This window comes from Candidatus Photobacterium acropomis (genome assembly GCF_030685555.1).
Taxonomy (GTDB): Bacteria; Pseudomonadota; Gammaproteobacteria; order Enterobacterales; family Vibrionaceae; genus Photobacterium; species Photobacterium lucens.
Genome location: NZ_CP131609.1, coordinates 2,665,264 through 2,691,353, shown reverse-complemented (window position 1 = coordinate 2,691,353; position 26,090 = coordinate 2,665,264). Strand labels below are relative to the sequence as shown.

Annotated in this window: 25 protein-coding genes; 13 read left to right on the top strand and 12 right to left on the bottom strand. The window is 42.0% G+C overall.

Features of this window, described 5'->3' with window-relative positions:
• The first annotated feature begins 2 nt into the window (after nt 1-2).
• The 9 genes from urtE (at nt 3) to ureG (ending at nt 6,040) form a co-directional block, all read left to right on the top strand.
• Nucleotides 3-698, top strand: coding sequence for an urea ABC transporter ATP-binding subunit UrtE (gene urtE, locus Q7657_RS19140; protein WP_107165403.1), 696 nt, complete (start codon nt 3-5; stop codon nt 696-698).
• Nucleotides 695-1,570, top strand: a complete 876-nt coding sequence (locus Q7657_RS19135) for an urease accessory protein UreD (RefSeq protein WP_107165402.1) — start codon at nt 695-697, stop codon at nt 1,568-1,570. The genes urtE and Q7657_RS19135 overlap by 4 nt, the downstream gene beginning before the upstream one ends.
• A 24-nt stretch (nt 1,571-1,594) precedes the next feature.
• Nucleotides 1,595-1,897 (top strand): urease subunit gamma, encoded by a 303-nt coding sequence (gene ureA, locus Q7657_RS19130; protein ID WP_107165401.1) that lies wholly within the window; start codon nt 1,595-1,597, stop codon nt 1,895-1,897.
• Between the two features lie 6 nt (nt 1,898-1,903).
• Nucleotides 1,904-2,239 carry an urease subunit beta gene (locus Q7657_RS19125; protein WP_498827375.1) on the top strand — a complete coding sequence of 112 codons (336 nt, stop codon included), beginning with the start codon at nt 1,904-1,906 and terminating at the stop codon, nt 2,237-2,239.
• Between the two features lie 17 nt (nt 2,240-2,256).
• Nucleotides 2,257-3,960: an urease subunit alpha gene (ureC, locus tag Q7657_RS19120; protein WP_107165400.1), complete on the top strand. Its 1,704-nt coding sequence runs from the start codon at nt 2,257-2,259 to the stop codon at nt 3,958-3,960.
• 68 nt (nt 3,961-4,028) lie between these two features.
• Nucleotides 4,029-4,481 (top strand): urease accessory protein UreE, encoded by a 453-nt coding sequence (gene ureE / locus Q7657_RS19115; RefSeq protein WP_107165399.1) that lies wholly within the window; start codon nt 4,029-4,031, stop codon nt 4,479-4,481.
• 30 nt (nt 4,482-4,511) lie between these two features.
• Nucleotides 4,512-4,715 (top strand): hypothetical protein, encoded by a 204-nt coding sequence (locus Q7657_RS19110; RefSeq protein ID WP_107165398.1) that lies wholly within the window; start codon nt 4,512-4,514, stop codon nt 4,713-4,715.
• Complete coding sequence (locus Q7657_RS19105; RefSeq protein ID WP_107165397.1) at nt 4,702-5,400, top strand: urease accessory protein UreF; 699 nt, start codon at nt 4,702-4,704, stop codon at nt 5,398-5,400. The genes Q7657_RS19110 and Q7657_RS19105 overlap by 14 nt, the downstream gene beginning before the upstream one ends.
• A 13-nt stretch (nt 5,401-5,413) precedes the next feature.
• The gene (ureG, locus tag Q7657_RS19100) at nt 5,414-6,040 is read left to right on the top strand and encodes an urease accessory protein UreG (protein WP_053986976.1); all 627 of its coding nucleotides are present in this window, start codon (nt 5,414-5,416) and stop codon (nt 6,038-6,040) included.
• A 63-nt stretch (nt 6,041-6,103) separates the two neighbouring features.
• Here the strand turns inward: ureG and nhaC are convergent, their stop codons facing one another.
• On the bottom strand, nt 6,104-7,555 hold the full coding sequence (gene nhaC / locus Q7657_RS19095) for a Na+/H+ antiporter NhaC (RefSeq protein ID WP_008987572.1): 1,452 nt from the start codon (nt 7,553-7,555) through the stop codon (nt 6,104-6,106).
• 709 nt (nt 7,556-8,264) lie between these two features.
• Between nhaC and asd the strand changes: the two genes are divergently transcribed.
• A complete protein-coding gene (asd, locus tag Q7657_RS19090; RefSeq protein ID WP_061013224.1) occupies nt 8,265-9,383 on the top strand; it encodes an aspartate-semialdehyde dehydrogenase in 1,119 nt (372 codons plus the stop codon).
• Between the two features lie 66 nt (nt 9,384-9,449).
• Here asd and Q7657_RS19085 read toward each other — a convergent pair whose 3' ends face one another.
• From Q7657_RS19085 to sodB, 3 genes are all read right to left on the bottom strand, one after another.
• Nucleotides 9,450-12,548 (bottom strand): efflux RND transporter permease subunit, encoded by a 3,099-nt coding sequence (locus tag Q7657_RS19085; RefSeq protein WP_107165396.1) that lies wholly within the window; start codon nt 12,546-12,548, stop codon nt 9,450-9,452.
• The gene (locus Q7657_RS19080; RefSeq protein ID WP_107165395.1) at nt 12,535-13,692 is read right to left on the bottom strand and encodes an efflux RND transporter periplasmic adaptor subunit; all 1,158 of its coding nucleotides are present in this window, start codon (nt 13,690-13,692) and stop codon (nt 12,535-12,537) included. The genes Q7657_RS19085 and Q7657_RS19080 overlap by 14 nt, the downstream gene beginning before the upstream one ends.
• A 227-nt stretch (nt 13,693-13,919) precedes the next feature.
• Entirely contained in the window at nt 13,920-14,504 is a 585-nt protein-coding gene (gene sodB / locus Q7657_RS19075) for a superoxide dismutase [Fe] (RefSeq protein WP_053986971.1), read from the bottom strand.
• Between the two features lie 328 nt (nt 14,505-14,832).
• On the opposite strand from sodB, the gene Q7657_RS19070 reads away from it, so the two are divergent.
• On the top strand, nt 14,833-15,171 hold the full coding sequence (locus tag Q7657_RS19070) for a Grx4 family monothiol glutaredoxin (RefSeq protein WP_008987566.1): 339 nt from the start codon (nt 14,833-14,835) through the stop codon (nt 15,169-15,171).
• 108 nt (nt 15,172-15,279) lie between these two features.
• On the opposite strand, the gene Q7657_RS19065 is transcribed toward Q7657_RS19070, so the two are convergent.
• The 4 genes from Q7657_RS19065 to rnt form a co-directional block, all read right to left on the bottom strand.
• Complete coding sequence (locus Q7657_RS19065) at nt 15,280-16,602, bottom strand: Na+/H+ antiporter family protein (RefSeq protein WP_053986970.1); 1,323 nt, start codon at nt 16,600-16,602, stop codon at nt 15,280-15,282.
• A 281-nt stretch (nt 16,603-16,883) separates the two neighbouring features.
• Nucleotides 16,884-19,292: a VolA/Pla-1 family phospholipase gene (locus tag Q7657_RS19060; RefSeq protein ID WP_107165394.1), complete on the bottom strand. Its 2,409-nt coding sequence runs from the start codon at nt 19,290-19,292 to the stop codon at nt 16,884-16,886.
• Between the two features lie 40 nt (nt 19,293-19,332).
• Complete coding sequence (locus Q7657_RS19055; RefSeq protein WP_107165393.1) at nt 19,333-20,595, bottom strand: outer membrane protein transport protein; 1,263 nt, start codon at nt 20,593-20,595, stop codon at nt 19,333-19,335.
• 275 nt (nt 20,596-20,870) lie between these two features.
• Nucleotides 20,871-21,536 (bottom strand): ribonuclease T, encoded by a 666-nt coding sequence (gene rnt, locus Q7657_RS19050; RefSeq protein ID WP_107165392.1) that lies wholly within the window; start codon nt 21,534-21,536, stop codon nt 20,871-20,873.
• Between the two features lie 239 nt (nt 21,537-21,775).
• Between rnt and motY the strand changes: the two genes are divergently transcribed.
• Nucleotides 21,776-22,669 (top strand): flagellar protein MotY, encoded by an 894-nt coding sequence (gene motY, locus Q7657_RS19045; protein ID WP_107165391.1) that lies wholly within the window; start codon nt 21,776-21,778, stop codon nt 22,667-22,669.
• A gap of 62 nt (nt 22,670-22,731) precedes the next feature.
• On the opposite strand, the gene Q7657_RS19040 is transcribed toward motY, so the two are convergent.
• Nucleotides 22,732-23,175, bottom strand: a complete 444-nt coding sequence (locus Q7657_RS19040; RefSeq protein ID WP_107165390.1) for a DUF2753 family protein — start codon at nt 23,173-23,175, stop codon at nt 22,732-22,734.
• Nucleotides 23,176-23,385: 210 nt separating this feature from the next.
• On the opposite strand from Q7657_RS19040, the gene Q7657_RS19035 reads away from it, so the two are divergent.
• Nucleotides 23,386-23,835, top strand: coding sequence for a hypothetical protein (locus Q7657_RS19035; RefSeq protein ID WP_023931642.1), 450 nt, complete (start codon nt 23,386-23,388; stop codon nt 23,833-23,835).
• Between the two features lie 67 nt (nt 23,836-23,902).
• Here Q7657_RS19035 and nth read toward each other — a convergent pair whose 3' ends face one another.
• The 3 genes from nth to rsxG all read right to left on the bottom strand — a co-directional run bounded on the left by nth (nt 23,903) and on the right by rsxG (nt 26,086).
• The gene (nth, locus tag Q7657_RS19030) at nt 23,903-24,538 is read right to left on the bottom strand and encodes an endonuclease III (protein ID WP_060988901.1); all 636 of its coding nucleotides are present in this window, start codon (nt 24,536-24,538) and stop codon (nt 23,903-23,905) included.
• Between the two features lie 215 nt (nt 24,539-24,753).
• Complete coding sequence (locus tag Q7657_RS19025) at nt 24,754-25,452, bottom strand: electron transport complex subunit E (protein ID WP_053986955.1); 699 nt, start codon at nt 25,450-25,452, stop codon at nt 24,754-24,756.
• A gap of 1 nt (nt 25,453) precedes the next feature.
• Nucleotides 25,454-26,086: an electron transport complex subunit RsxG gene (gene rsxG / locus Q7657_RS19020; protein ID WP_107165389.1), complete on the bottom strand. Its 633-nt coding sequence runs from the start codon at nt 26,084-26,086 to the stop codon at nt 25,454-25,456.
• Nucleotides 26,087-26,090 lie beyond the last annotated feature (4 nt).

The window sequence follows — 26,090 nt, the reverse complement described above, 5'->3', positions numbered from 1 at the left end:
AGATGCTTAATGTCACTGGTATTGATCAATTTTATGGTGAAAGCCACACCTTATGGGATGTCAATCTTCATGTTGCCAAGGGGCAATGCACCGTACTAATGGGACGAAACGGAGTCGGTAAAACCACGCTATTACAATGCATCATGGGGTTATTGCCAATTAAACAAGGCAGTATTTCATTAAATAACCGTGACATATCTAAAGATAAAGCAGAAGAGCGACCGTATTTAGGGGTCGGTTATGTACCTCAAGGGCGGCAGATTTTTCCTATGCTCACGGTATTGGAAAACTTATCGGTAGGGCTGCCTGTGCGAGAGAAAAGCAAACGTACTATCCCCGATTATATCTATCAACTCTTTCCCGTTTTACACCAAATGCGTCATCGTTATGGCGGAGATTTATCCGGTGGTCAGCAGCAGCAATTGGCCATTGCGAGAGCGTTAGTGGTTGATCCTCAGCTACTTATTTTGGATGAGCCCACCGAAGGTATTCAACCCAATATTGTTCATGAAATTGGCGATATTATTCAAAAACTAAATAGCGATTATGGCTTAACTGTATTGCTGGTAGAGCAAAAATTGCCGTTTGCTCGTCGTGTCGGTGATCACTTTTGTTTACTTGATCGGGGACGAAATGTCGCAAGTGGCGCAATGAAGGATTTAGATCAAGGACTGATCACGGAGTATTTAACGGTATGAATGATCCTCGTATCGCAACGCCAGTATCAAACGCCGCATCTCATACGGGATGGCAAGCGAAATTGTCACTCGGTTTTAGTGTTAAAAATCAGAAAACCGTTTTATCTCATCGTCAGCAATATGGCCCATTAGCGGTACAACGGCCTTTTTATCCTGAAAACAATATTTGTCATGCTTATTTGTTGCATCCACCGGGGGGCGTGGTCGGCGGCGATTCACTCTCCATTCAAACGGATGTTGAAAGCCATGCTCATGCATTAATCACCACACCGGGGGCAACCAAGTTTTATCGCTCTGATAATAAATGGGCAAAACAAACTCAGCTTTTGTCAGTGGCTGAACAAGGAATATTAGAGTGGTTACCGCAAGAGAATATTTTTTTCTCTGAGGCCAAAGTGCAGTTAAATACCCATATTTTACTGGCTGAGAACGCCCGTTTTATTGGTTGGGAGATGCACTGTTTTGGTCGACCTGCACTAAATGAGGGCTTTGAGAAAGGCTATTTAGAAGGGAAAACAGAAATACACATTGGTGGTAAGAAAATATTAATCGAGCGTTTAGCTTTAGATGGTGCTGATAGTCATTTTTATATCAATGGGTTACAAAAATTTAGCTTATCAGCAAGTTTATATATAACCAATAATGACCCTCACGCATTTGAAATGGTACAAATGCTGCTTAATACTATATGCAAGCGGTATCACCTATTCGACTTGACAATAGGTGTTACCCAGATTGAGGGCTTAATGGTCATTAGAGCCTTTGCAAATTGGAGCGAAACTATACTTTCAGTCTTTGTCGAAATTTGGCAGCAAGTTCGGTACTTATGGCTTAACACCGTACCGGAAAAACCAAGAATTTGGGCTACTTAATCGTTTAGGGATAAGGAGTAAAGGATGGAGCTCTCCCCAAGAGAAAAAAACAAATTACTCATTTATTGTGCGGCGTTATTAGCCAAAGATCGGCTAAAGCGTGGGCTTAAATTGAACTATCCAGAATGTGTGGCGTTTATTAGTGCTGAAATCATGGAAGGAGCAAGAGCCGGTAAAACGGTAGCAGAGCTCATGGATTATGGCCGGACGTTATTAACTTCTGATGATGTCATGGATGGCATTCCTTCTATGTTACCTGATGTGCAAGTCGAAGCCACATTTCCAGACGGCACCAAGCTCGTCACTATTCATGAACCGATTGTGTGAGGGCGTATGACGAAAGTTAAGCAAGCTACGTCCCCTATGATACCGGGTGAAGTTGTCGTCGCCAGTGATGATATTGAAATTAATGTCGGTAGAAAAACGATGCAAGTCGTGGTGATGAATGTTGGTGATCGTCCCATTCAGGTGGGTTCGCATTATCACTTTTATGAAGTTAATGAAGCATTGGTTTTTGAACGAGAAGCAAGTCGAGGTTATCGCCCTAATATCCCTGCAGGAACTGCAATTCGTTTTGAACCGGGGCAAAAACGCACTATCGAGCTGGTGGAGTATGCAGGAAAGCGCCAGATATTTGGTTTTCAAGGGAAAATCATGGGCAAACTATAGCCCGTTAAGGATGATGAATGGCATCTCTTCCAAGGCAAGCCTACGCTGAAATGTTTGGCCCAACCGTGGGCGATAAACTGAGACTGGCTGATACTGAACTCTGGTTATCGGTAGAAAAAGATTACACCGTTTATGGCGATGAAGTGAAATTTGGTGGCGGTAAAGTGATCCGCGATGGCATGGGACAAGGACAAGCCTCTACTTTTGACACCCCAGATTTAGTGATCACCAATGCGATTGTTCTAGATTATTGGGGGATCGTAAAAGCCGATGTTGCAGTAAAAAACGGACGTATTAGTGCGATAGGGAAAGCGGGCAATCCTGATGTACAGCCAGCAGTGACCATTGCCATTGGTGCTGGCACTGAAATTATTGCGGGTGAAGGCAGCATCTTAACGGCCGGTGGCATTGATTCACATATTCATTTTATTTGTCCGCAACAAATTGAAGAGGCTCTCGCATCAGGTATTACAACCATGATCGGTGGTGGTACAGGGCCTGCTACGGGGTCAAATGCGACAACGTGTACACCAGGGAGTTGGAACATTCATCGCATGCTGCAATCGTTAGATACTTTCCCAATGAATTTTGGTTTATTGGGTAAAGGTAATTGCAGTCAGCCAAGACCATTACAAGAACAAGTGGCGGCAGGGGCGGTGGGGTTAAAACTGCATGAAGATTGGGGGACTACGCCTGCGTCGATTGATACTTGTTTAACGGTTGCCGATGCGATGGATGTGCAAGTAGCGATTCATACTGACACCTTAAATGAATCGGGTTTTGTGGAATCAACTTTAGCGGCTATTGGCGATCGGGTGATCCATACCTACCATACAGAAGGCGCTGGTGGCGGTCATGCCCCTGATATTATTCGTGCTTGTGGTGAGCATAATGTGTTGCCATCATCGACCAATCCTACCCGTCCTTACACCATTAATACCGTCGATGAGCATTTAGATATGCTGATGGTGTGTCACCATTTGTCTCCCTCTATTGCAGAAGATGTCGCTTTTGCAGAATCTCGTATCCGCCGTGAAACCATTGCATCTGAAGATATTCTCCATGATTTAGGGGCTTTTTCGATGATCGCTTCTGATTCTCAAGCCATGGGGCGTGTCGGTGAAGTCATTATTCGGACATGGCAAACCGCTCATAAAATGAAAGTGCAGCGTGGTGCATTAGCGGAAGATACGCAGAACAACGATAACAATCGCTTAAAACGTTATATCGCCAAATACACGATTAACCCGGCGATAACGCATGGTATGGCTCATGAAATTGGTTCGATTGAAGTAGGGAAATTGGCGGATTTAGTACTATGGAAACCGGCTTTTTTTGGAGTAAAGCCAAGTCTTATTTTAAAAGGTGGCATGATAGCAATGGCACCGATGGGGGATCCGAATGGTTCTATCCCAACCCCTCAACCTGTGCATTATCGGCCTATGTTTGGTCACTATGGTGATGCCGCTAAACGTACCTCGATGCTGTTTCTCTCGCAGCAAGCATATAAAGAGGGCGTTGCCGATCAATTAGGTTTAGGCAGCTTGATTGGCGTTGTAAAACAATGCCGAACTATTGGTAAAAGTGACATGAAATTAAATAGTTGGCAGCCGCATATCGAAGTAGATTCACAGACCTATCAAGTAAGGGCGAATGGAGAGTTGCTTACCTGTGAGCCGGCCTCAGTATTGCCGATGGCACAGCGTTACTTTTTATTCTAATCGTGATGGTAAATATCAAGCTAGAGGGCGAACTCAAGGATAAATAACAGATCATAAGAGGGATAACCATGATTGAATTGATAGCCATAAAGTCAGACTGTTTAAATCCACCGCACGCGTATTTAAGTCTACCGATAGATAGCCGGATCAAAAGTCGCTTAAAAGTTTACCTAGATGATGGGCGAGAAGCGGGGTTGTTTTTACCTCGAGGGCATATTTTACGTGATGGAGAGCAACTGCTGAGTCGTTGCGGCCTCACCGTTGAAATCAAAGCGGCACCAGAGCAAGTCTCAACTGTGTATTGTGGCGATCCTCTCCTATTGATGAAGATTGCTTATCACCTCGGTAATCGTCATGTGCCATTGCAACTATCTAAGCTATGGGTTCGTTATCAACACGATCATGTTTTAGATGAAATGGTGAAAGGCTTAGGTGGTGAAGTTATGTGCGATTGTGAGCCCTTTGAGCCTGAAAGTGGTGCCTATGGTGGTAAATCAACGGGTCATCACCATCATCATTAATATTTTTATAACTAAATAAGGATATGCGTTATGAAATTATACCTTCTATTGGCTATCAGCTTATTTTCATCGGTTACTTGGGCTCATGGTGGGCATGCGACAGAAGATCCTACTCATCATGCCTTGCAGTCCACACTCTTTCATGGGGTGAACCTGTTTGAATCTTTGTCAGGCACCTTTTTGTTTGCATTATTGGCTGTGATTGCTTTGGTTGTTGCCTATGCCAAAAAATAAGCCGGTGCTTGATGATGAACTTGCTCAATACCGTTTATATCAATTAATGAGTCCGTCACTACCGATTGGTGGCTTTACTTATTCTCAAGGCTTGGAGTGGGCGGTAGAGGCCGATTGGGTTGCCAATGAAAAAGCGTTGGTGTCTTGGCTGCGGGTTATTGTTGAGCAAAGTATTGCCACGTTGGAATTGCCAATATTGCGACGTTATTACCAAGCTGTTGAACAGCAAGATTTTGCTGCAATTGCGACATGGAGTGAATATTTATATGCCAGCCGAGAAACCAAAGAACTACGAGCAGAAGAGCTGCAACGAGGACGTGCGTTATTTACTTTATTAGCACAATTAGCGGTGCCAACAATGAATACAGAAACACAGTATTCGCATAATCAAAATCAACTGCTTGGCTTTGTGCTCGCCGCGAAGCATTGGCACATTTCACTTGAGCAATTATGCCAAGGGTATTTGTGGAGTTGGGCTGAAAACATGGTCATGGCGGGGGTCAAACTGATCCCATTAGGGCAAACCTCAGGGCAAAAAGCGTTAATGCAATTAGCCGAAGGTTTCCCCATTGCTATTGGAAAATCAGCACAAGTATCTGACATCAATATCGGTAGCTATATGCCTGCATTATCTATCGCTAGTAGCCGCCATGAGACGCAATACACGCGTTTATTTCGTTCATAAAAGGATGGATGACATGACTGAATATAAACAACCGTTACGTATCGGTGTAGGTGGCCCTGTCGGTTCAGGGAAAACAGCATTGCTTGAAGTGCTATGTAAAGCTATTCGCGACAAACTTAATATTGCAGTGGTGACTAACGATATTTATACCCAAGAAGATGCAAAGATTTTAACGCGCGCAGAAGCTTTAGCGCCTGATCGAATTATTGGTGTAGAAACAGGAGGGTGTCCACACACAGCGATAAGAGAAGATGCATCCATGAATCTTGCTGCGGTCGATGAGTTGGCAAGGCGTCATAAGAATTTAGACGTCGTTTTTGTTGAAAGCGGTGGTGATAATTTGAGTGCAACCTTTAGCCCTGAATTGGCTGATTTAACTATCTATGTCATTGATGTTGCTGAAGGGGAAAAAATACCGAGAAAAGGGGGACCAGGGATCACACGCTCGGATTTACTGGTTATCAATAAAATAGATTTAGCACCCTATGTGGGGGCATCACTGGAGGTGATGGAACAAGATACTCAAAGAATGAGACCAACCAAACCTTTCGTGTTTACGAATTTAAAGCAAGGGGAGGGACTCGACACGATCATTGATTTCATCGTAACAGAAGGCATGGTTGAATTGAAAAATGAATAGGCATAAAAAAGCCCCATTATTTGGCTAATATAATGGGGCTTTTCTTTAGATAAGGAATCGTGATTATGAGGTTAGTTGTTTAACCGCTAATGCTTCTTCTTCTTCATCTTGCGCTAATTGTTCTGCTGATGCTGGTGGGCAACGATCGACGAACCAACCCATAAATGAACATACAATCGTCACGATGATACAGACGAAGCTTAACCACATAAATGGTGCGTAAGACAGCGTAGCAACACCTAAGATACTCGCCATGTAAATACCGTTATCACTCCATGGCACCATACCTGATGTTAAAGTACCACCAAACTCAGCGTTACGAGATAGGTTCTTACGTTGGTAACCTAAACGGTCGTAGTTTTTCGCACAGATTTTAGGTGTAAGGATTAGCGATACATACATCGCAGAGCCAAATACGTTACCTAGGAAAGCGGTCGCAATCGTTGATATTGATAGGCTACCAGCAGAATTAACACGCTTTTCAAATAGGCGAGCAATAGTCTGAAGCACACCCACTTTATCTAGTAAGCCACCAAAACCAAGACCGAAGATAATCACGGCTACAGAGCCAAGCATTGAAGACATGCCGCCACGGTTTAGGATCGCATCGATAAACTCAACACCAGAGCTAATAGAGAATGGTGCCCACGCGGTGTTAAATGCAACCAGTGGATCCATACCTTGGATCATGACAGCCCATATAATACCCAGTAGTGAACCTAGCGTGATCACTGGGAATGATGGTAAACGCAGTGCCAGTAGTACAAGAACGATAACAACAGGAATGAAAGACAGTGGTGAGATAACAAACTGCTGATCCATTGCTTTGATAACTGAATCAACTTGCGTCATGTCTACATTACCTGAGTAGTGGTAACCCACAACAGTAAATAGAATGGCTGTGATAACGTAGCTGATCAGTGCGATAGGCAGCATACCTTTGATGTGTTCCATGATTTCAACGTTAGACATTGAAGAAGCAAGGATCACAGAATCTGATAGTGGTGACATTTTATCACCGAAGTAACAACCAGAAAGCACTGCACCTGCAGTCATTGGTGCTGGAATACCTAAGCCTTGGCCGATACCCATCATAGCGATACCTGCCGTACCTGCTGCACCCCAAGAAGTACCTGTTGCTAATGCCGTTAATGAACAGATGATCATTGTCGCAAGCAAGAAAATGGAAGGGTGAATAGCTTTCAGACCGTAGTAAATAATTGTTGGAACAATACCGCCAGCGATCCAAGTACCAACAAGTGCACCAACGGCTAATAGGATCAGCACAGCACCGAGGCCGTTTGCAATACCTTTGGTGGCTGCTTTTTCTAACGATTTGTAATCATGGCCTAATTTAATACCTAAACCCATGATAATGAACCAGCCAATGTAAAGTGCTAGCTGAATAGGTAAATGCAATTTAGCGGTAAATGAGAATGCTAGTGCAAGGAAAATACCGAGAGCAACAAGAACTTGCATCAACGAGGGTAGTTTCACAACAGTCTGTTTTTCCATACTTCTAACCTTGTTTATCGTACCTGTAAAATGGGGAATTAGCCCCAAAAGTCAGTAATTAATCTTTCTATACTGGTTAATCGATCACGTGTATCACAGCTTGTAACAAACTTTGGCTACTGTAGCAGGTGGCTTTAAAACCGCGATAAATAATGTGTCTTTATGTGACCTGAGTCTTTTGCTTTTTAAAAGAAGTAAAAATACTGCTTTTATTGTGCTTTATTTGTTAAAAATTAGTTTTTTTGTTGTGGTTGTATATTATTTGTTTTATTTGGCTTTTTTGTTTTAAAGCATAAAACTTGCTAATTAATTAGTTTAAAAAACTACAATACATGTAAATAACAAGTGATATATCCACTAAAAAGCGGTGAGAGAGATTATCAGGATAGGGGCTTTTTTTCAAAGTTATGCGTTAAGTAAGTTTATTTGTGTTTTGTTGGTAAATTTCATTAATAAGGTTAAAAGTGGGTGTTAATTAGCTTTTAATTGGTGTTTTTGATGGGTTTTTATTCATTGTCGTTGCGATTTTGAGCTTATAAAAAAAACTAATATCACTGATAAGAAATTCAGATATCTGTAAAATTACAAAGATTGTTACTCTGTTTTGCGATAGTATTTTTAAATGAATGTGAAAATTATGCTTGTTTTTAGGGTGTTAAATCTCTATAGATGGAATAAGAATTAAATTACAACAGGGAGTGTCGTAGAAATGATGAAAGTAGGTTTAGTTGGTTGGCGTGGCATGGTCGGCTCTGTACTGATGCAACGTATGATTGAAGAAGGTGATTTTAAGCTGATTGATCCTGTCTTCTATTCAACTTCTCAAGTAGGCATTCCAGCGCCAAATTTTGGTAAAGATGCAGGAATGCTGCAAGATGCTTTCGATTTAGAGAGTTTAAAACAGCTTGATGCAATCATTACCTGTCAAGGTGGTGGTTATACTGAAAAAGTTTATCCAGCATTGCGCCAAGCAGGTTGGAAAGGTTACTGGATTGATGCAGCGTCGACACTGCGTATGAAGCCAGATTCAATCATCACATTGGATCCAGTTAACTTTGATCAAATCCAACAAGGTATCCACAAGGGTACAAATACCTATGTAGGCGGTAACTGTACTGTAAGCTTAATGCTTATGGCTGTTGGTGGCCTATATAAAGCAGGGCTTGTTGAGTGGATGACGTCACAAACGTATCAAGCGGCGTCCGGTGCTGGTGCGAAAAACATGCGTGAATTGATCAGCCAAATGGGCGTGATTAATGACACAGTGACCAGCGAGCTGGCAAACCCAGCGACCTCTATTTTAGATATTGACCGTAAGGTTGCAGATACTCTGCGCTCTAGTGATTTCCCTGCTCAGGAATTTGGTGCGCCGTTAGCGGGTTCATTGATCCCTTGGATTGATGTGAAGCGCGAAAATGGCCAAAGCAAAGAAGAGTGGAAAGCGTCAGTTGAAACGAACAAGATCCTTGGTTTAGAAGACTCGCCAATTCCTATTGATGGTACATGTGTACGCATTGGTGCAATGCGCTGTCACAGTCAAGCATTAACGTTAAAGCTGAAGAAGAATGTACCACTAGACGAAATTGAAGAAATTATCGCATCACACAATGATTGGGTGAAAGTGATCCCGAATGATCGTGATGTAACAGTACAAGAGCTAAGCCCAGCAAAAGTAACAGGAACGCTATCAGTACCTGTTGGTCGTCTACGTAAACTGGCTATGGGTGATGATTTCCTTAATGCCTTTACTGTGGGTGATCAGTTGCTATGGGGTGCTGCAGAGCCACTTCGTCGTACTCTACGTATTATTCTTTCTGAGAAAGCGTAATCACAATTACAAGATAATAAAAAACGCCTACAGTGATGTAGGCGTTTTTGTTTTTGTAAATCTTATTTAGTGTTGATTTCGCTGGCGGAAACCACGACCACTTAATAAGGTTTTTAGCGCATCTTTTTCTCTTAACTTACTCATCCCGACATAAGCAACAGGCACTAGAAATAGAGAGAAGAATGTCCCAGCGGTTAATCCTCCGACTAAGACTAAGCCAATATTTACACGACCTAATGAGCCCGGACCTGATGCAAATGCTAACGGTAAAGCACCTAAAATCATGGTCAGTGATGTCATTAAAATTGGACGTAAACGGGAGCGAGCACTGTGAATTGCCGCTTCAATGGCTGTTTTTCCGTGCTTACGTTGCTCATTGGCAAATTCAACTAGCAAGATACCGTGTTTGGTGACTAGCCCGACTAAGGTCAATAGACCAATTTGCGAGTAAATATTGAGGCTTTGCCCAAATACCCACAGGGTCAGTACTGCGCCTACAATACATAGGGGAACGGTAAGTAAAATGATCAATGGATCAACAAAGCTCTCAAACTGTGCGGCTAAGATCAAATAGATGAAAATAAGCGCCATCAAAAACAGTGTTTGGGTACCATCTTGTGAGTCCATTAACTCTTTCACGACACCGTCATAGGCATAGCTTTGTGAGTCACCAAGCAGCTCTGGTATGTTTTCATCAATATAATTACGCACATCACCAGCGGTATAGCCCGGCATTAAAGTGGCTGTAATTTCAGCACTGTTTTGCCCCATATAAGTCTTAAAGTTAGACTCGGAGGTTACTGCTTTAATCGAGACGAATTCAGATAAAGGAATGTTTTGCCCTGATTCTGACGCCACATAAAGCTTATCGATAATATCGAAGTTGCCGAGATCTTTGCGGTTAACTTGAACGCGAATAGGGTAGGTATAACCATCATCGGCCTGTAAATTTGCCGCCTTCAATGAACCAAGGAAAGTAGATAAGGCATTGGTTACATCGGTATAAGCTACACCTGATAAGATAATTGCATTGCGATCAATGCGTAAGTCATAGCGTAGTTGATCACGCAGCAACGAGCTTTTAACACGCGTTAATCCTTCATATTCACTTAGCTTTTTAACGACACGGTTCGCTGTATCATTGAGCTTTGTATTGTCTCGATTAACGGTTTTTAGTTGTAGCTTCAAATTGGTCGCAGCATTAAGACCATCAGCCGAACGTACACTAAATGACATGCTATAGGCAGACAACGTCTTCGCTGCCTTATCGGTAAGCTCTGCCACTATTTCATCAGCAGGTTTAGTACGTTTACCCCAAGGTTCAAGCAAAATATGGTTTGATGGTGTTCCTTCGATGTAGGATAAATTGGCTGCGATGTCTTTATTATCTTCCATAACACTGTTTAATTCAGAGTTATGCTTGATGTGATAACGACGACCTACCCCTGTTGGCGCTTCAGCACTGCCATCAATAAAGCCCGTATCTTCAGTTGGTAACAAGACTTGTGGCATCGACCACACCGCCACTCCTGATAGTGCGATTAACGCAAGCGCCATGCCACCCATCAGTGCCTTACGATCAAACCATTTTGAGAGTTGTTTACTATAACTATCTGATAACCTATGTAGTTGTTTATCAATGGCAGCAAACCATTTAGGCTGCTGTGATACTGGCTTAATTAAATAAGCACTCATCATAGGCGAGAGGGTTAGTGCCACAAGACCTGAGATAATCACTGATGCTGCAAGGGTAAAGGCAAACTGGCGGAATAGATCAGCCGTCATGCCTGACATCAAACCAATAGGCAAGTAAACCGCTGCAAGGGTCATTGTCATGGCTATTACCGGGAAGATAATTTCATTACTACCTTTGATCGCTGCGTTGAGTGGAGTTTCACCTTCTTCAATATAGCGATAACAGTTTTCGACCACCACAATGGCGTCATCAACCACCAGACCAATCGCTAGAATAATGGCTAAGATAGTCAGTACGTTAATACTGAAACCGAGAAATGACATCACTGCAAATACACCAATAATACATACTGGAATGGTAATAATTGGGATCGATGCAATACGCAGTGAGCCAAGGAAAAGCACGACGATAACGGAAACTAAAACCACCGCCTCTAACAGTGTATGAAAGCCTTGATCAATGGATTCCTGAATAAAGTCGGCTTGGTTATATACCATTTTCATTTCAAGACCGTCAGGTAAATGTTGCTGCATCTTTTCGATTTCAGCTTTTACTCGTGCTGCCACATCAACAGGGTTTTCACTCTTTAGCGGTAACACCTGGAGCGACATAGCCGTTTCACCATTCACTTTAAGTTTGCTTGGCGTTAGGCTGTTTTCACCCATTTTGACATCAGCAATGTCTTTGATGCGAATAATGTTGCCATCATCCACGCGGATCACAAGATTCTGAATATCTTTAACACTTGTGACTTGGGTTACTGGGTTAATTTGAAAGTTACGCGCTTCACCGACAATTTGACCGACAGTAAATGATGAACTGTATGCGCTCAGTGTTGTAACTACATCTGCTGCTTTAACATTTAATGCCATCATACGGTTTGGGTTTAGCCATACACGTACGGCTTTGGCTGCACCACCATAAGGGCCATAAACAGCACCGACACCAGAAATATGTCGAAATTGTGGTTTGATTTGTTGACCAATATAGTCATACATTTCTTGCGAACTCATCGTTCCTTTATTAATAAAGGTGATGATGTTACTGGCTGAGCTTTTATCTGCTGAATCGTCAGTTACGGTAGGTTTATCAACCATACTCGGTGGAAAATCGGCAATAGCTTCAATACTACTACGTAGTTTGTTCATTAAATTCGCGTATTCGACATCGGAAATACCATCGTCAAATTTTACATTTAATGTGCATCTACCTTGAGTACAGTCAGTCGTCATAATATCGACGCTTTCTAATCCCGTTGCTGCATTGATTAAATGCGTAGCAACATTGCGTGACATAAAGTCAGCACTGGCACCATCAATACTGGCTGTGACTGTCGCTTTAGGTGTGTTGTGCTCAGGGAAATATTGAATCGCTAGTTTTTGGAATGAAAATAGACCAATAAGAATAATCGCGATACTTAGCACTGAAGCGAAAACGGGATGTTTAATACAGACTTCAGGTAGCTTCATTATTTGGCTCCGTTACAGTCTTTTTCTCTGTTTTACCCGCAGTAGCAGGATCGGTTGTTTTCTTTTTTGGCGCTTGTGCTGGCGCATCTGATGTTGGTGTTTGGGTTTTGATGATATTAACCAGTGTTTCATCATCAATTTTTTGATGCCCAGTAACAACAACCTTATCATCCACTTTTAAGCCTTTTTCAACAATCACATAACCATTGTTGAGGTTGTCGCCTAATGTTAGATAGCGTTTGGTTGCAATGTTGTTTTTGTCTACGACCCATACATAACGATCTTCATTATGGGCAAGAATGGCATTTTGAGGTGCCACAATATGTTCAGTGCGACCGTTCACCATTTGGCTTACTTGGGCAAACATGCCCGGAGCTAAAACATGGTTCGGGTTTTCAATACGCGCATGAATTGCCACGCGCCCTGTGTTTTTGTTCACCGCTGGCGCAACGTAATCAACGACACCGTTAAAGGTCATATCTTTATAGGCTTCAACCGTTACCGTGATTGGTTGGCCTTTTACCGCTTTGCCGAGATCGTTTTGACTAATGGTGTATGACACTTCAACCGGATCAAGGTTATAAATGCTCACTAATGGCGTTATAGCATCAATCATGCTGCCTTTTGATTTGGTGAAATTAGTAAGTTCACCATCGAAAGGAGCAGTAATAATGTAGTCTTTTAAAATCGCTTGTTGCTGGCGGTAATCAGCAGCAGCAAGGTTAGCGGCATCTTGCAGTTCTTCAAAATCTTGTTTTGATAACGCGCCAGGTTGCTTTTTATTGAGCTCAATCACTCGTTTAACTTTGTTTCTTGCTGTGGTGAGTGAACTTGCCGCTTTATCGAGATCGGCTTTTGCCTTGCTACTGTCGAGCTTGGCAATAGTTTGGCCTTTTTTCACCACGTCGCCATCTTTGAAATTAATCGAAACCAGTTTGCCTGGGGTACTAAATGTGAGCTCTGCAAAATCAATCGCATTAATTTTTCCGACTTCATTTAATGTGGCAACGAACTCTTTAGTAGAAATCGGTTCAACGGTAACAGGAACAGCTTGAGGTTGCTCATCATCACTGGCTTGAACATAGCTTGTTGCTGTGAACGCCATGATGGTAAACAGGAGTGGGGATAGTTTTTTATAGTGCACGTCGTTTAACTCTTATTGGGGGGATAAGGGTGTCGATGTGTGAGAAAGATATAGAAAAAGCCAATCTATAATGTCAGTGAATGGTTAGGTTGTTATTGGCATTGTTAGGTTTATGTTTGTTTTTCTTATTTTGTTATTTTCTCCCCAAATCGCCTAGATACAAAAAAACCGTGAACATTTCATAAATATTCACGGCTTATTATTAGGCTTTACGCTTTAATGGGTTATTAAGCTGCTAGGTTTTTAGCAACGAAATCCCAGTTAACTAGTGCCCAGAAACCATCCATGTAGCTTGGACGTAGGTTGCGGTAGTCGATGTAGTAAGCGTGTTCCCAAAGGTCAACAGTTAGTAGTGGTGTAACGCCTTCTTCTGTGATTGGGCAACCAGCGTTAGAAGTGTTAACGATCGCTAGAGAGCCGTCAGCGTTCTTCACTAACCAAGTCCAAGAAGAACCGAAGTTGTTGATTGCTGAATCTGTGAATTTAGCTTTGAACTCAGCAAAAGAACCGAATGCTTTTTCGATTGCTGCTGCTACTTCGCCAGTTGGTTCACCGCCAGCGTTAGGTGCAAGACAGTTCCAGTAGAAAGTGTGGTTCCAAACTTGAGCTGCATTGTTAAATACGCCGCCAGTTGAAGTTTTTACGATTTCTTCAAGTGACTTTTCAGCAAGCTCAGTACCTTCAACAAGACCGTTAAGCTTAACAACGTAAGTGTTGTGGTGCTTACCGTAGTGGTATTCAAGAGTTTCTTGAGAAATGTGTGGCTCAAGAGCGTTCATTGCGAAAGGTAGAGCTGGTAATTCAAATGCCATTGCTCAATTCTCCATATTGGTTTGGTGGCGTTTGCCACGACATTATTGCTTCCAGTAAGCATCGAGGCTTACTTAATTTATTTTTGAATCTGACCGTTTTATTTTAGCAAGTTTTTTCTTTATTAAAAGACTTGGCTATAAAAAAATACCCTATACCTCGTTCAGGTGATCGTCAATAACCTTTTAATTAGCAAGGTTAAATAGTGCTCTGCTTAAGGATTGAATTAAAAGCCGTCGGTTAGGAGCAGGAAAGTATTTTTATTGGTGACGATAACCAAGTAGAATGGTAGGGTTTAGGTTATTACTATTAAAGTTGTACGAGGAAGCTATGGAAACTATCGACAAGATCAAGCAGCAGATCGCTGAAAACCCAATCCTACTTTACATGAAAGGTTCACCTAAGCTACCAAGCTGTGGTTTCTCATCTCAAGCGTCTCAAGCGCTAATGGGCTGTGGCGAAAAGTTTGCTTTCGTTGATATTCTGCAAAACCCAGATATCCGTGCTGAACTTCCAATTTACGCACAGTGGCCAACATTCCCACAATTATGGATTGAAGGTGAGCTGATCGGTGGTTGTGACATCATTCTTGAGATGTTCCAAAAAGGTGAGCTTCAGCCACTAATTAAAGAAGCAGCAGCACGTCGCGACGCAGCTTCAGCAGAGTAATTCTTCTGTAACGTCATTTGTTTAAGGTGATATGATTTTTAAGTCTTTCACTTTTAAGCAATAAAAAAACCGCCAAACTCGGCGGTTTTTTTGTATCTAATAAAAGGCTTACAGCACCATAGATGCCAGCCAGCCAAAGCCGATTAACGGTAAGTTGTAGTGAATGAACGTTGGTACAACTGAATCCCAAATGTGATCGTGCTGACCATCCGCATTCAAGCCCGATGTTGGACCTAATGTCGAATCTGACGCTGGTGAGCCTGCATCACCTAATGCTGCTGCGGTACCAACAATTGCAATGGTTGCCATTGGTGAGAAACCAAAAGACAGACAAAGTGGTACGTAAATCGTGGCAAGAATAGGAATGGTTGAGAACGATGAACCGATACCCATAGTAACGAGCAGACCAACAACTAGCATTAGTAGTGACGCTAATGGTTTGTTATTACCAATTGCTGCCTCAAGTGAGTTAACCAGTGTTTCAACGCCACCGGTTGCTTTCATTACCGCAGCAAAACCTGCTGCTGCAATCATAATAAATCCGATCATCGCCATCATATGTACACCTTTCGTGAACACATCATGGGTTTCTTTCCACTTAATTACACCGGTGAAGGTAAAGACCATAAAGCCCATTAAGCCACCGATGATCATTGAGCCACTGTAAAGCTGTGCACCTAGCGCAGCAAAAATTGCCACGATAGCGACATAGACATGGCGCATATCGATTTCTTTTTTCTCTGGCTCACTCGCTAAGATTTTCTCAACCGAATATTCACGTGGTTTACGGTAGCTAATAAAGATCGATACTAATAAACCAAACACCATGCCACAAGCCGGTAGGATCATTGCAACAGGCACTTGGCTTGCTAATACGTCTAAGCCGTTATCGTGTAGGTTTTTCAGTAGGATGTTATTTAAGAAAATACCACCGAAGCCAATTGGCAGTACCATGTATGGCGTAACTAGACCAAATGTCAGTACACAAGCAATAAGACGACGGTCTAACTTTAGCTTCGCAAATACATGAAGTAGTGGCGGAATAACGATAGGGATAAAAGCAATATGAACAGGGATGGCGTTCTGAGAAGAGATTGCCAATAAAAGTAAAATGATCAGAACGCTGTATTTGACGCCAGTCGCTGCGGCTGCATTATCATGACCACTGATTTTCTTAATCACTTTTTGTGCTAAGACATCAGTAATACCAGAGCGTGAGATTGCAACTGCAAACGTACCTAACATGGCATAACTAAGTGCTGTGGTAGCACCGCCACCAAGACCACCTTCGAAGGCCGATACCGCATCAGTGAGAGACATCCCACCAATAAGGCCGCCAACAATGGCACTAAAGGTTAGCGCGACCACAACGTTAACTCGCAATAGGGCGAGTAACAGCATGATACATACCGCTATAACTACAGGGTTCATAAAGCTTCGATCCGTCCGTTTAAATTAGGAAATTGTGAACTGCATTATTTTACGTATTTCAAAGTGTGTGAATAATCACAGAATCATTAGGGTGAAATAACACCGTTTTTACCAGTTTGCTTAATTTTTTGCACATGTCGAGGACAAAATGTGTTTTGAACCACATTTTATTGAGGTTGTATGATTTTAAACCAGTAAAAATAGGATATTGAGGGAATGATTTGGTAATGAAAAAGGCTAGCACAGTGCTAGCCTTTGGTGATTATGATGTGATTTATAATTTACGGCTCTGAACTTAACACTGTTGTATCTGTGATGGTTAATGTTTTGCCATCGCCATTAACGAAAGAGTGCATTTGCGATTGCATTTCATTGGTGACTGCCGCATTTGCTGTTGGGTCGAGTAATGATGAATGACTGCCAGCGTTAAATAACACGGCATTTCTCACTAATGTGCCATTAATAGATGCCGTTGTTGGTGCCAGTTGCATCGTTTTAATTAATGGTAATGTGCCCGTAAATGGTGAGTATGGAACTGGAATGTCAGTGCCAGCAACCGTTGCTCCAAGTGGCGTATTATTGGGAATGGTTTCATCATTTTTTACTTGGGTTAAGTAAACCGATGCTGTACTTGGTACTAATAACGAATGATTAATAGGATCAACACTATCAAGTACGGTTTGTGCGGCATAAGCAAACTGGGTAAACGAGCTATAGATACTACCGAGTGTTGCTAATGCGCTTTCACTTCCTTCATTGATAAGTGTCGCTTCATAACCTTGATAGCAATCGGCAATTGGGTTGTTACCACATTGTGCTTTAAAGTCAGCATTAGCACTGGCTAAGATACTGCCTTTGATCAGGTTACCAAAACTCCCAGAGTTCAGCAGTAGATAAGGAATTTCAGCCCCAGGGTTAGCAAATGCAAATTGGTTAACTGCAAATAGCTGATCGGCGGTGGCATTACCAGTAGGACGATTAGCGACACTAGCGACATTAATACCTGTCATTGCGCCTAATGAGTGACCAGCAAAGTTAACCTCAGCGGTTGGATCTAGCCTTGCTAAAGCACCTAAGCTTGCTAGTTGCTCTGGTGCTGTTTGTGCAAGCGTACCGATTTGTACAAATAGACGTGTGATTACCGCTTTTAGGTTAATCACGTCAATGGTGCTTTGGCGTAAATTATCACGGGCAACGGTTAATGCTGCTAGATTTAAGAACACAGAAGGATTATCTGCTGCCGTAACACCGCCCACACCACGATCACCATGTAATGGTAGATTAATCGCAAAGATGGCACGACAGTCATTGCCAATCATGTTGTCAGCAAGTGCTGACTGAATCAGCGTCTCTTTACTACTTGTCACGCCATGTTGGTAAATGGTAATGCTGTTGGATAATGGCGCGGTACACTCAGCTTTATTTGGTAAGACTAAAGTGTACTCCATAGAGGCAATCGAGCGCAGTTTAGGCACAGGGCTGTAACGGGTGATGAGTCTTGCTTCATCTAACTGTTTACCATCTGGCAAAATAATTTCAGAACCGAGTAATGCCGTTAATACTCGCTGTTGTGCCGCTGGATCGGTAGCGATATTAGCAAAGTCGGTTGGATCGATATTTAGCTCAGCAATTTTTGTCTGAACGGCAAGCTTTTCAGCATCTGTACCATTGGTTAAAACGTATTGAATTCTTGCGATACTAGGCAGGCCGCTTTGCCAAGGTGTAGTTAAGAATTTATCAGGCTCGGCGCTTAAGAAGTAAGGCAGATGAATGGTACCTGTGAACACTTGACCTAGTGTGCCTAAAGTCTCTCCTTGAAGTGTTGGAGGTTCAATATTAAATAAAGTGGCATCTAAAACCGTTGTATCAATATAGCTATCGATTGCAGTGCCTTTCCAAATATCGGAAGGTTTACTATTTATTGCTAATGCAGTGGCGGATTTGGCTGCAAAAAGCACATCACCGACAGAAGCTGTCGTAAACCATGAAGAGAAAATAATACTGTTTTTATCAACGCCCACTTGTGCAAAAGCGGCTTCTGTTGCTTGAGTAATAGCTTGTGCTGGTAATAGGGCATCTGACGGTGGCGTTGCCGTGGATTTTAAGGTGGCGTAAGAGCCACTTGTGCCGACAGGATTGTTTTGATCATCTTTTAGTGCATTGGTTACTGCAAACATATAATTACTGGCAGGATCCAAGGGTTTCAGTAATAACGCTGTTAATGTATCACCAGCCGCTTGTACCACGTAATCTTGCCCTTCAACTAATTTTGTTGGTGCAGTAGTATCTGAAGAGTCCGTCGGATCGCCGGATTTAATTAAGTAGAAACTTCCTGTTGCACTATCAGGGTTTAATGGATTGCCTTTAAAGTTGACAAGGATCGGCTGGCTAGTACTCCAACCATCGGTTGCACCCATAGCAACGACAGGGTTTGAAATATCATTAGGATCGTCTGCACTGCTTTCTACGCTTAATGTACCATCCTCTTGATCCATTGCTAAATAAGTGGGCGTCACAATAGTTGGCGACGTTGGATTTGAAACAATATCAAAATTGACTTTAGTTGCAGCATTTAGGCTATTGGCGGTATCTGGATCAATCGTTGGTGCGCCTGTAGTTTTACTATCGCCACCACATCCTGTTAGTCCCAAGCTAGCAGCAACGATGATGGATAAAATATGCTTGTTCATATTATTCCTTACTTCTCAATATTCAGTTTATGTCTTGGGGCTAGAAGGTGTAGTTCATCTGTGCTGCGCCTATGTAGGCATCACTGGTCGCAGTGAAACTGTCACCAGATTCTATAAAGGTGCCTTTTTTGCCATAGACATAGCTAAAACCAAGATCAAAACTTAATTGATCACTGTATTGGTAACTTGCACCTGCTGAATACCAGAAGCGATCGGTATCTGGGATACTGAGTGTCGGTTTACCGCCTTGTTCATCGTAAGCAAAACCTGCACGGAGCGTGACTTGTGGGTTGAGGTTATAGGTTCCACCAATCGCCCAGCGGAATGCATCGTCATACTCCTCTTCTTTCAGCAAACATACGCCCGGTAACTGACCACCGAAATTACATTGCTCGCTGGTCGCTTTTAACTCGGTGAACTTGCTCCATTGGGTCCAGAAAATACTGTAGTGGATCGCTAATTGAGTATTTAGTTGATGGAAGCCTGAAAACTCTGCGGTCGCAGGAAGAGGAGCAGAAAGGTTAGCATCAATGGTGTCACCTCGACGGGTAGCCCCAAGGACTTGCCCTGAGTAATCGGTAAAATCACCATCAAAATCGAGATCGACTTGTGAGCGATACGCTAAACCAAAGCGATGGTTGTCATTAAGTTCAAATAATGCACCGATATTCCAACCAAATGCCCAGGTTTCCCCTTCCATATTAATGGTTTTATCGCTGGGTTTGATGGCAGGGTAGAAGGGTAATGCGTTTTGACCGTAATGGCGGAATAACTCAGCTTTGGCATAAACAGCACTGACACCAAAACCAAGGCTCCACTGGTCGTTGAGTTTGTAAGCCACACTTGGGTTTAGGTTAATCGTAATGAGTGAGGTTTTACCTGCGGATGTGCCATCATAAAAATCATCAGGATAATCAGTGGTCACACCATAATTGGAAAATAGTGACATCCCCCAAGAAAGGCGATCATTGAGCGGTTGAACGAAATAGGTTGAAGGGACAAAGGCGAGAGGGGCAACATCCTCTGCGGTTTGTTCACCGTTAGGCGCATCATGACCGGTCACATCAATGTCAGGTAAGACAAGACTTCCTTGTGCTGAGATCGCCATTTTATCGAATTTTGTCATGCTGGCAGGGTTACGTGCGAGTACGCCAGGATTATCAGCAATGGCTGCTTCACCAGCAAAAGCACGACCAAGACCGGTGGCTGATTGCTCTGAAACTTGGAAACCTGCCGAGTAAGCCTGCGTTGAAAGTACTGCAGCGGCAATGGCAACGGTGAGATAACGTTTTTTTATGGACATTATACTGCCTCTCTATGCTTTGTTATTTAGCTTCTTATTCATCCCTGAAAGGAAAAACAAAATATTAAGTACAAGAGTGAGTATAAGACTGGATACGTTAAATGTTAATAAAATGTAACTTAAAAATTAATGTAACAATCATGTATTTAACATGTTTTTGTAATAACTGTTTAAAACGTTTAATTGAAAAATGATTTAATAAAATTAAAGTAAAAAAAAGCTCATAAAAAATATGAGCTTATGATTCTTTAACCTTGTAACTTTCTTAGAAGAAATTACAGATTTTCGTTTTCATCCGTTTGAGGTGCCATTAGTGGCCAACCTCCTAACTTCTTCCATTTGTTAACTATTTCACAAAATAGCTCAGCAGTACGCTCGGTATCGTAAAGGGCTGAGTGTGCTTCACGATTATCAAATGGGATATTTGCTGTTTGGCAAGCTTTCGCTAAAACCGTCTGTCCAAAAGCAAGGCCACTCAGTGCTGCAGTATCAAAAGTAGCAAATGGGTGGAATGGGTTACGTTTTAGTTTAGCGCGTTCAGAGGCCGCCATTACAAAGCTATGATCAAAGGTGGCATTATGAGCAACCATGATTGCGCGTGAGCAATCCGAAGCTTTCTGCTCTTTACGGATTTGCTTATAGATCTCTTTTAATGCGTGCTCTTCCGATACTGCGCCACGTAGTGGGCTGAACGGGTCACGAATACCATTAAATTCGAGCGCTTCTTTATTTAAAATCGCCCCTTCAAAAGGCATTACATGGAAGTGGATAGTCGTCGCTGGTTTTAACCAACCGTCTTCATCCATTTGCAATGTGACGGCACAGATCTCTAGTAATGCGTCAGTTTTAGCGTTAAATCCAGCCGTTTCGACATCGATGACGACGGGAAAGTAGCCGCGAAAGCGACTTTTTAAGGTATTGAATTCGTTATCTTGGCTCATAACACTGCTGTCAAAATAAATGAATAGGCTATTATGTCAGATTCGCCCCTTGATACCAATTCGATCTGATGTTTAAAAATAAAACCGTGAAGCGTTGTTGCTTAATGTGAAACGGATGCAGAATCGTTAAAGCAATGGGTGATATGGTCGATATAACATAATGATAATTGATGTTTTAAAGTGCTCTTCATAGAACACTTGCCTTATAGCTACTGAATTTTGGATAAAGCGTTATCACAATGACTTTTATTTCGTTTAAATCATGGTCTAGGCCATTGTATCTGTGTGTTTTGTTGTTTTCGCTGCCAAGTTGGGCAGTGAAGCAATATATCGCAACACCTAATCAATCCCACTGGAACGTGATCGTTGATACGCCATTAGAATGCCGTTTATCTCATAATATTCCCGGTTATGGTGATGGGGAGTTTGTCGCTCGTGCCAGTAAAAAGCAGTCGGTAGCATTTGAGTTGAAGATGTATCGCCCAATGGGGGAAACACGCAATGTCCGCCTTACCTCTATGCCTGCTCGTTGGATGCCAGGAGAGGCTGCCAATAACATTACACGATTAAAATTTTTCAAACAGTTTGATGGCTATATTCAAGGGAAAACAGTTTGGAACATGTTAGCTGAGCTGGAAGATGGACGTAATCCTACTTTTAGTTATCAAGATTGGCAGCGTCAGAATCGAGCTCTGGAAGTTGGGTTATCAGCGGTATCTTTTCAAAAAGGCTATCAAGACTTTAGCCTATGTTTAAATAAGCTATTGCCATACGGTTTTGAAGACATTGCATTTTCAGTTCTGCACTATGATGAGAATAGCGATACATTGAATAAAATCTCACAGCAACGCTTGGCGAAAATCGCAGATTTTGTCCGTTATTCTGATGATGTCGATTTGGTGCTGGTGGCCTCTTTTAATGATTCATTAGCTGGGACAACAGAGAGCCAAGATATGTCAGAGCATCGTGCAGAGAATTTACGTAACTACTTTAAATCATTAGGGTTACCTGAAGATCGGGTACAAATAGAGGCTTATGGTAAGCGTCGTCCTATTGCTGATAACTCAACACCTATTGGACGAAGTTTAAATAGACGTGTTGTGATTTCATTAGGCCAAACACCAATGTATTAACTGATATTGCGAATACACAATTGGAGCTCGAACTCTTATTCATGAGGGTTCGAGCTTTTTTATTAGTTTAATTTGAAAGTTGCAATGCGCTCGCAATTAGAATAATGCGGTATTGCTTTAATTTGTTTGGCAATTAGAGGATTAGGGTGCCTTTTTAAGAAGGCGATCAGTGCTGACATACAGCAACCTAATGACTCAATATAACTATGACAATGTGTTTGTTTGCATTGTGGGATCAAAGAGAGAACTTGTTCAGATGCGAGCTGTAGATACTTTAATTCGTAGTCGCTATCACCGTGCTGACGCCAAAAGTTAGCCAAGTTATGACAAGAGATCACCTTGATAGTAAGTAGTTCGTTTAGTTGCTCTTCATTCGGCATATCAAGCGTCATTTCATCGGCGATAGAAAATGCCAGCTGATAATGAACGATTGACATCACAGGGTTATTATTAGTGTGTGCTTGATCGGCAAGTAATGTGTGTTGCTCCCATGATCTAGTATCCATCTCTTCCCCCTGTTCAGCATTAATGCGCGAACTTAGTACTATTACATTATTTGTATGATATTAAATCGTTCGTATATTAATTGATAATAATTATCAATATCAAGTTAAAAAGAGTGAATAACTGAATATAGAATGAATTTGATGATTAATTGACATGGTATATATTTGTAAAGGTTATGATTTATTGGTGTTTAGATAAGGATATTCGTTATGAATAAAATTGTAGCTATCGTGGTAGTCGTATTACTTGCAGCAGGTATTGGCGTATTTAGTGTGAGTAAATTTACTGAAAAAGCAGCGAATGAAACAACTAAGAAAGTATTAAAAGAAGTAGTGAGTGCTGATTTAGCGCCAGTATCAAAAGCAATTGGTAAGCTAGAAGCTTGTGAATCTGGTGCAACAGCAGAACTTGAAGCGCTAGGCCATACAGCAACACCATTAGGCCGTAGCTTGGCTTATATTGCGTTAGCACAAAATAGTTACTTGATGGGCGATCAAGATGCTGCACGCGTTCAATTACAGCAAGCGATTGATGCAAGTACAGATAAACCATCAGCGGAAGAGCGTAATGAGATGTTCGATAAATTAGCTGAAGGCGCAAAACAAATGGCTGAGAAACGTAAAGCATACGGCTTTAAAGTCAATTGCGAACCGCTTTAATCGTTAATGATTAAACATGAAAAAAGGAGCGTTCTGCTCCTTTTTTATTGGGTTAAATCTTTAATAATCAGATGTCTACTTTATCTTTGTATTCACAAAGGTCTTCAATGATACAGCTGCCACAACGAGGTTTACGAGCAATACAGGTATAACGGCCATGTAAGATCAACCAGTGGTGAACATCGACTTTAAATTCCTTAGGAACTACTTTAAGTAGCTTTTCTTCTACCTGATCAACATTTTTACCCATCGCAAATTTTGTACGGTTACACACACGGAAAATATGGGTATCAACGGCAATGGTAGGCCAGCCAAATGCGGTATTTAGCACAACGTTAGCGGTTTTACGCCCAACACCAGGCAGAGCTTCAAGTGCTTCACGGTTTTCAGGGATTTCGCCGTTATGCTTATCTAATAAAATACGGCACGTTTTAATCACGTTTTCTGCTTTTGAATTAAATAGGCCGATTGTTTTTATGTATTCTTTTACGCCATCAACACCTAGGTCATAAATTGCTTGAGGTGTATTAGCAACAGGGTAGAGTTTGTCGGTCGCTTTGTTCACGCTAACATCGGTTGCTTGTGCTGAAAGTAATACTGCAATTAGTAATTCAAAAGGGGTGCTCCAGTTAAGCTCGGTTTCTGGATGCGGGTTTTCTGCGCGTAAACGTTCAAGAATTTGGACGCGTTTTTGATTATTCATTTTCTATTCCAAATAAGGCTTATTGCAATATTAGTAGGGAGTAACAGGGTGAGCGCCTGTTGTGCAATTAAGCGTTTTACTTTTCCATTATTTTGTCGCGATATGGATTAAAAAGAAACCCAATAAGCTTTCAACTCTTATATACTTTTAACTAGAAAGAGTGTGGTGTTATTACTAGTCACTAGTAATAACACCACACTTATTGGGTTTTTTATTTAGTCTACAGAAGTGACGCGAGCACGTTCTACTGTTGGTTTTGACTCTTCTTTTGGTAGCTTTTGCTGACGACGTTTATCAATCACATTCTTGGCTGCAATCATCAAACCGACACCGATGAAGGCACCCGGCGGTAGCATTGCAAGCAAGAATCCAGAATCAAAGTGGAATACCTGAATTCGTAATACCGATGCCCAACTACCTAATAGACGATCAGCACCGTCAAATAACGTACCTTTACTCAATAATTCGCGCATTGCGCCAAGAACGAACAGCGCAGATGTCATACCTAAGCCCATCCATAAACCATCCAATACCGCTGGTAATGGTTTATTTTTAGAGGCAAAGGCTTCAGCACGACCAATGATGATACAGTTGGTCACGATCAGAGCGATAAAGATACCTAATGATTTATATAGACCAAAAGTAAACGCATTCATCAATAACTGCACGCAAGTTACGAGTGAGGCAATGATCATCACAAATACTGGAATACGAATTTCAGACGGTACCCAATGGCGAATTAAAGACACAATGAGGTTTGAACCCATTAGCACCAAGGTGGTTGCTAAACCGAGACCGAGAGCATTGGTCACTGTTGATGAAACGGCGAGTAAAGGACACAGACCAAGCAGTTGAACAACTGCTGGGTTGTTTGACCACAGGCCATTTGTCATCAATTCTTTATTGGTTGTCATATCACTCACCTGCACAATTTAGTGGTTGGTTGATGATCTTATGCTGGTTTTGATCCCAGTATAACGAAACATTTTTCACTGCTTTAACTACCGCACGTGGGGTAATCGTAGCACCCGTAAATTGATCAAACTCACCGCCATCTTTACGTACCTTAAAGGCGGGATCGTTATCACCGTTTACGCGCTTACCATTAAAGCTGTAAATCCAGTTACTGACTGTGGTTTCAATTTTATCACCCAATCCAGGCGTTTCGTTTTGCTGTAATACACGAACGCCAGTGATCACGCCCTTCATATCAAGGCCAACGATGATTTTAATTGCACCGCTATAGCCGTCTGGTGCAATACCTTCGATTGCCACACCAACAGGTTTACCGTCTTTGCGTGCAATATATGCCGGCATCGCATCGGTAGTACCGAGACGCTTATGATCTTTGACCATAGTACAGCTTTTATAAAGCAAGTTATCGTGGCTTGTTGCTGGGATCACTTGATTTAGCGTATCTAATAGCTGAAGTCGTTGCTGCTCTGCAATACGATCTTCAGTTAAGTAGTTGGTTAGGGCGACTAGCGCTGTAGCTAAACACGCAAAGATTGCGAGAATAGCCCCGTTTTTTTTCATTGCATTAAACATGGCT

Bases quoted from the DNA above. Each gene is read 5' to 3' on its own strand.
- urtE (WP_107165403.1), top strand. From the start codon at position 3: ATGCTTAATGTCACTGGTATTGATCAATTTTATGGTGAAAGCCACACC.
- Q7657_RS19135 (WP_107165402.1), top strand. From the start codon at position 695: ATGAATGATCCTCGTATCGCAACGCCAGTATCAAACGCCGCATCTCAT.
- ureA (WP_107165401.1), top strand. From the start codon at position 1,595: ATGGAGCTCTCCCCAAGAGAAAAAAACAAATTACTCATTTATTGTGCG.
- Q7657_RS19125 (WP_498827375.1), top strand. From the start codon at position 1,904: ATGACGAAAGTTAAGCAAGCTACGTCCCCTATGATACCGGGTGAAGTT.
- ureC (WP_107165400.1), top strand. From the start codon at position 2,257: ATGGCATCTCTTCCAAGGCAAGCCTACGCTGAAATGTTTGGCCCAACC.
- ureE (WP_107165399.1), top strand. From the start codon at position 4,029: ATGATTGAATTGATAGCCATAAAGTCAGACTGTTTAAATCCACCGCAC.
- Q7657_RS19110 (WP_107165398.1), top strand. From the start codon at position 4,512: ATGAAATTATACCTTCTATTGGCTATCAGCTTATTTTCATCGGTTACT.
- Q7657_RS19105 (WP_107165397.1), top strand. From the start codon at position 4,702: ATGCCAAAAAATAAGCCGGTGCTTGATGATGAACTTGCTCAATACCGT.
- ureG (WP_053986976.1), top strand. From the start codon at position 5,414: ATGACTGAATATAAACAACCGTTACGTATCGGTGTAGGTGGCCCTGTC.
- nhaC (WP_008987572.1), bottom strand. From the start codon at position 7,555: ATGGAAAAACAGACTGTTGTGAAACTACCCTCGTTGATGCAAGTTCTT.
- asd (WP_061013224.1), top strand. From the start codon at position 8,265: ATGATGAAAGTAGGTTTAGTTGGTTGGCGTGGCATGGTCGGCTCTGTA.
- Q7657_RS19085 (WP_107165396.1), bottom strand. From the start codon at position 12,548: ATGAAGCTACCTGAAGTCTGTATTAAACATCCCGTTTTCGCTTCAGTG.
- sodB (WP_053986971.1), bottom strand. From the start codon at position 14,504: ATGGCATTTGAATTACCAGCTCTACCTTTCGCAATGAACGCTCTTGAG.
- Q7657_RS19070 (WP_008987566.1), top strand. From the start codon at position 14,833: ATGGAAACTATCGACAAGATCAAGCAGCAGATCGCTGAAAACCCAATC.
- Q7657_RS19065 (WP_053986970.1), bottom strand. From the start codon at position 16,602: ATGAACCCTGTAGTTATAGCGGTATGTATCATGCTGTTACTCGCCCTA.
- Q7657_RS19060 (WP_107165394.1), bottom strand. From the start codon at position 19,292: ATGAACAAGCATATTTTATCCATCATCGTTGCTGCTAGCTTGGGACTA.
- Q7657_RS19055 (WP_107165393.1), bottom strand. From the start codon at position 20,595: ATGTCCATAAAAAAACGTTATCTCACCGTTGCCATTGCCGCTGCAGTA.
- rnt (WP_107165392.1), bottom strand. From the start codon at position 21,536: ATGAGCCAAGATAACGAATTCAATACCTTAAAAAGTCGCTTTCGCGGC.
- motY (WP_107165391.1), top strand. From the start codon at position 21,776: ATGACTTTTATTTCGTTTAAATCATGGTCTAGGCCATTGTATCTGTGT.
- Q7657_RS19040 (WP_107165390.1), bottom strand. From the start codon at position 23,175: ATGGATACTAGATCATGGGAGCAACACACATTACTTGCCGATCAAGCA.
- Q7657_RS19035 (WP_023931642.1), top strand. From the start codon at position 23,386: ATGAATAAAATTGTAGCTATCGTGGTAGTCGTATTACTTGCAGCAGGT.
- nth (WP_060988901.1), bottom strand. From the start codon at position 24,538: ATGAATAATCAAAAACGCGTCCAAATTCTTGAACGTTTACGCGCAGAA.
- Q7657_RS19025 (WP_053986955.1), bottom strand. From the start codon at position 25,452: ATGACAACCAATAAAGAATTGATGACAAATGGCCTGTGGTCAAACAAC.
- rsxG (WP_107165389.1), bottom strand. From the start codon at position 26,086: ATGTTTAATGCAATGAAAAAAAACGGGGCTATTCTCGCAATCTTTGCG.